This is a genomic window from Spiroplasma endosymbiont of Megaselia nigra, assembly GCF_003987485.1.
Lineage (GTDB): Bacteria > Bacillota_I > Bacilli_A > Mycoplasmatales > Mycoplasmataceae > Spiroplasma.
In genome coordinates, this window is record NZ_RCOO01000093.1 from 1 (window position 1) to 4,273 (window position 4,273).

A 4,273-nucleotide genomic window follows, 5' to 3' on the forward strand; every position below is an offset into this window, starting at 1 on the left:
AATTCATAACAATATTTACTTATCGCATGACGAATATATTAATGATGTTAAAAAATGAAATAAATGATATTCAAGCCGCAAAGAAAAGGATATAATAAATAAAATTTTATAAACCTTTTTTACTAATACTTACTTTTTGGGGTGCACTCTATAATGCACCATTAGTTGAATTAGTTAAACAATATAATGAAAAAATTAGTCAAATTAATGCTAGCAAAGTTTTAATTGAAAAAATAACATTAGAAGAAGTAACAAATGATTATATTGATTTTTTCTTATTAGATGATAAAGGTTAAAAATTTTATTAATTTTACCTTTTTTTAACATAAAATTATCTTTTGTTTTGTTATAATGATGATATAGAAGTGAGGCGAATATTTATGGAATACAAAATTCGTAGTAAAAATATTATTATTACCGGTGCAATGAACCAACATTTAGTTGATACTTTTAATAAATTATTAAAATATCAACAAGTTAATGAAAATGATCTTGTTCATGTTGACATTGAATTTACGAAAGAAAACAATATTGTAATTCATACTGCAATTGATATTAGAGGGCGAAATAATTTTTTAAAAGCAGAAGTTCACAATAGTGATTTTTATAAGGCAGTTGATCAAAGTTTATATAAAGTTGAAGAACAATTACGAAAAATTAAAGGCAAACAAGAAGACCGTCATAATAAAAATCAATCATTAGGAAAATTTTATAGTGAAGTGATTGCTGCAGAAGAGGAAGAACTTGATCTTGAATAATGTTCATAAATAAAAAATGTTTAACTAAATTTAGTTAAACATTTTTTATAATAATTACTTGTTATTACTTGTTGTACTTGCTGTGTTTGTTTTATTAACACGAATTGCTCCAATTCCTTCTAATAATCATATTAAAGCACCAATTAGAGCAATTAATTCACCAACAACAATTACTCATGTTGAAACTTCTTTTGTTGAAGTAATAATTGCACCAATCATTCCAATAATGGCAATAGTAATAAAAATAATTCCGGCAACTAATTTAGCAATTTTATGACGAATAAAGGTTGCAACACAGATAAATAAGAAAGCTGTAATCAAAATAATTGCACCATTATCACCATTATTATTGTGAACAAAAAGTTTTGTGTTAACATTAACGTTTGGAAAAGAATTTAAGATTGCTAAGATAAATAATCATAACCCAGAAATTCAAATCATTACTTTTTGGAATGTCACATTAATTTTAATTGTTGCATATTTCATTTTTGCCATTGTTTTTCCTCCTTAACTATAACATTATTTATATTATAACTTAGTTTTAAAAATATTAATGATAAATTAAATAATTCGTAAAATATCGTTTGGTTTAATATTTAAAAAATTAATCATTCCAGGAGCAAGACAATAGACAAAATAACATTGTGGAAAATAATGACTAATTTTTTGTGGTCCAAAATTTTGAATTGTTTGAATAACTTCAAAATTTTTATTGCAAAAAATAACATCAAGTTGATAAAAAATTCCAAAACTATTAAAACTACGTACTTTCCGTAATAAATATCCATCTTTCATTGTGATATCATTTGGTTGAATTAAACTCGTGAATTTTTCCCGAAAAGTTTTAATCACATGAATATTAATGTCTTGTGAAATACTATTAACAGTTAATGCTTTACGATTTTTTAATAAATAATATTTTTTATTTTGTTTATGTTTTGTCCGATGAAATTTATAAACTACTTTTGAGAAAAATCCCATGCATAACACCCTTTTCCTTTTTTCTTAACAATTATATAAAATTATATTATAATTACCAAGAGAAAGGAGGTGTTATTTATGAAATTTGCATTGTTTTTAGCAACAGGTTTTGAAGAAGGCGAAGCAATTATTACAACTGATGTGTTACGACGAGGAGGCATTAAGCTAGAATTAATTAGTATTACTAAAGCATTAGAAGTTGTTTCATCCCATGATGTTACGATTAAGGCTGATAAATTAATTGAAGATATTAAATATGAAGATTATGATGGTTTCATTTTATCAGGTGGTCGCATTGGTGTTGATAATCTTGCAAAAAATGAGATGTTAAAAGATTGGTTATTAAAAGCCAATAATGATCAAAAAACAATTGCTGCAGTTTGTGCAGCACCCCAAATTTTAGGACATTTAGGAATTTTAGACAATAAAGAAGCCACTAGTTATCCGGGATGTATCGAAGGGATGGAAAAGGCAATTTATAATGATGAAATGGCTGCTATTACTGATGGTCATATTATTACTGGGGCTTCAGTTGGTTCAACAATGAATTTTGCTTTAGCAATTGCTGATCGAGTTTTAGGAGCAGAAAAAGTAATAAAACTTCAAAATGAATTAGTAATTCGTGATTAATTTAGTTATATTAAATGTTTGCATAATAAATTGTAAAAGAGTAATATTAACATACCTAAAATGAGCACATTAATTTTGTATAAATTTTTTAGCTTGAGGTAGATATGTTACTTTGTTATATTTAAATAACAATACTGTTTTTTAACTATAATTTAAATAAATATTAGTTTATATTTTGTTTTATTTAAAAATAAACTACAATAAGGAGGAAAGAAAATGAAAAAGTTACTAGCCTTTTTAGGAGCTATTTCATTAGTGGGGTCAAATGCTGCTTTAATGACAGCATGTACTAGTAAAAAAAAAGATGCAAATCTTAAAAATCTTAAGCGCGAATTGTCACAATATGTTAAAACACCATTTTTTGCTTCATCATCAAATGCAACAAGTGAGGAGTTCGCAACAATGTTAAGTAGTCGTCTTAATTTAGGCAGTTATAAATTAGCTGTTAAAAATGATGCAACATTTGTGCAACCAAAGATTATTGATAATAATCATTCAGATGAAAAAATAGCACAAGCTAATATGTCAACTATTTTACAACAACAAGACTCTAAAAAAGGTTTAGATGTTGTTAATGGAACTGCTAGTGTTAGTATTTTAAAAAAAGATAAAGAAGAATTCAATGTTAAAATTCAATGAGTTACAAATGAGTTAATTCTTTTAAAAAATACTGTCAATAAAATTGACAATATGAGTAGTAAATTACAAAATATTAATTTACCATTGCCGCTATTAGTAAAAAAAGTAAATATAACTTTTGCTGATTTATATACTTTTATTGGCTTATTGTCTTTACCAGAGAAAGAAATTATGGAGATTGATTTAACTAAAATTAATGAACCAGATTTTCTTGAAAAATTTGACACACTATTAAATATTATTGCTGAAAATCTTAAGACTTTACAATTTGATATTAGTGGTTATCTTAATAAAGATATTTCTTTTAATAAAACTTTTGTTGGAAAAGGAACAGTTAAAGACCTTTTACATAATATGGCACCTGATTTAATTGCTTTATTACAATGATTTGTTAAAGAAGGAAAAGAAAAAATTAAATCAACACATAATACAGTTCTGCCATTAATCCAATATTTATTCTCACCAGTTAATACCAATTTAAAAGAAAATATTAAAGTTGCTTTTGGTGAACCAGGGTATTTTTATCAAAATACTAATACAAATTTAGACAGTTTAATATTTCATACTTTAACTGGTTATCGAAGTGATTACAAAGAAACGGATAGTAAATATCGATTATCATTAGATGTAATACTTTTTGCTGGTGAAATTAACCAAAGTAAAGTAAAAAGTTTACTTAGTTTAAAACTAACTTTATTAATTGGAAGTATTTTAGATATTTTTGCTGCAAAAGGTGACAAAGGAATTGATGCTGTTAACACAAATCTTGTTCAGCCATATACATGACAAGGGATTAGTATAATTGTCACTAGTTCTCTTCCTAAAATTGAGTTTTTATTAGGTCCACAATTAATGAATTATGCTGGTTCTAATATTTTACGTGATTTTGGAATAAGTAATACTGAGTTAAAAAGTAATGATGTTACAATGAGTGCCGGAACAGTTAAATTACAATTTAAAACTCCTGGGCAAGATGGTAAGTGAGAAAATTTTAGGGCAATTATTGATGAAAATAATATTCTTAACTTAACACAAATTATAAATGCTGTTGACTTTAAATTAAGTTTTACAAATGTTAAATTTAAAGTTACAACAAAAACTAATGACAAAATTGCTTATGAAACTAGTGGTCAATCTCGTTTTGATTTGTGGTTATCAGATTAATTAGGCGTTGTGTAGATACAAACGGCAAATTTATATCTTGCTAAGTTAATAATAAAATATTTTTATTAAATTGCAACCATTTTTTAAAAAAAAATAAATTT

At 25.4% G+C, this 4,273-nt stretch carries 5 protein-coding genes; 3 read left to right on the forward strand and 2 right to left on the reverse strand.

Annotation, left to right across the window (positions count from 1 at the left end):
• Positions 1-380 precede the first annotated feature (380 nt).
• On the forward strand, positions 381-758 hold the full coding sequence (gene hpf, locus D9R21_RS04550; RefSeq protein WP_158613892.1) for a ribosome hibernation-promoting factor, HPF/YfiA family: 378 nt from the start codon (positions 381-383) through the stop codon (positions 756-758).
• Positions 759-812: 54 nt separating this feature from the next.
• On the opposite strand, the gene D9R21_RS04555 is transcribed toward hpf, so the two are convergent.
• Complete coding sequence (locus D9R21_RS04555) at positions 813-1,253, reverse strand: hypothetical protein (RefSeq protein WP_126821276.1); 441 nt, start codon at positions 1,251-1,253, stop codon at positions 813-815.
• A gap of 66 nt (positions 1,254-1,319) precedes the next feature.
• Positions 1,320-1,739 (reverse strand): DUF192 domain-containing protein, encoded by a 420-nt coding sequence (locus tag D9R21_RS04560; protein WP_126821277.1) that lies wholly within the window; start codon positions 1,737-1,739, stop codon positions 1,320-1,322.
• A 78-nt stretch (positions 1,740-1,817) separates the two neighbouring features.
• On the opposite strand from D9R21_RS04560, the gene D9R21_RS04565 reads away from it, so the two are divergent.
• Complete coding sequence (locus tag D9R21_RS04565) at positions 1,818-2,369, forward strand: DJ-1 family glyoxalase III (protein WP_126821278.1); 552 nt, start codon at positions 1,818-1,820, stop codon at positions 2,367-2,369.
• A gap of 216 nt (positions 2,370-2,585) precedes the next feature.
• Positions 2,586-4,172, forward strand: a complete 1,587-nt coding sequence (locus tag D9R21_RS04570; protein WP_126821279.1) for a lipoprotein — start codon at positions 2,586-2,588, stop codon at positions 4,170-4,172.
• The last annotated feature ends 101 nt before the right edge of the window (positions 4,173-4,273 follow it).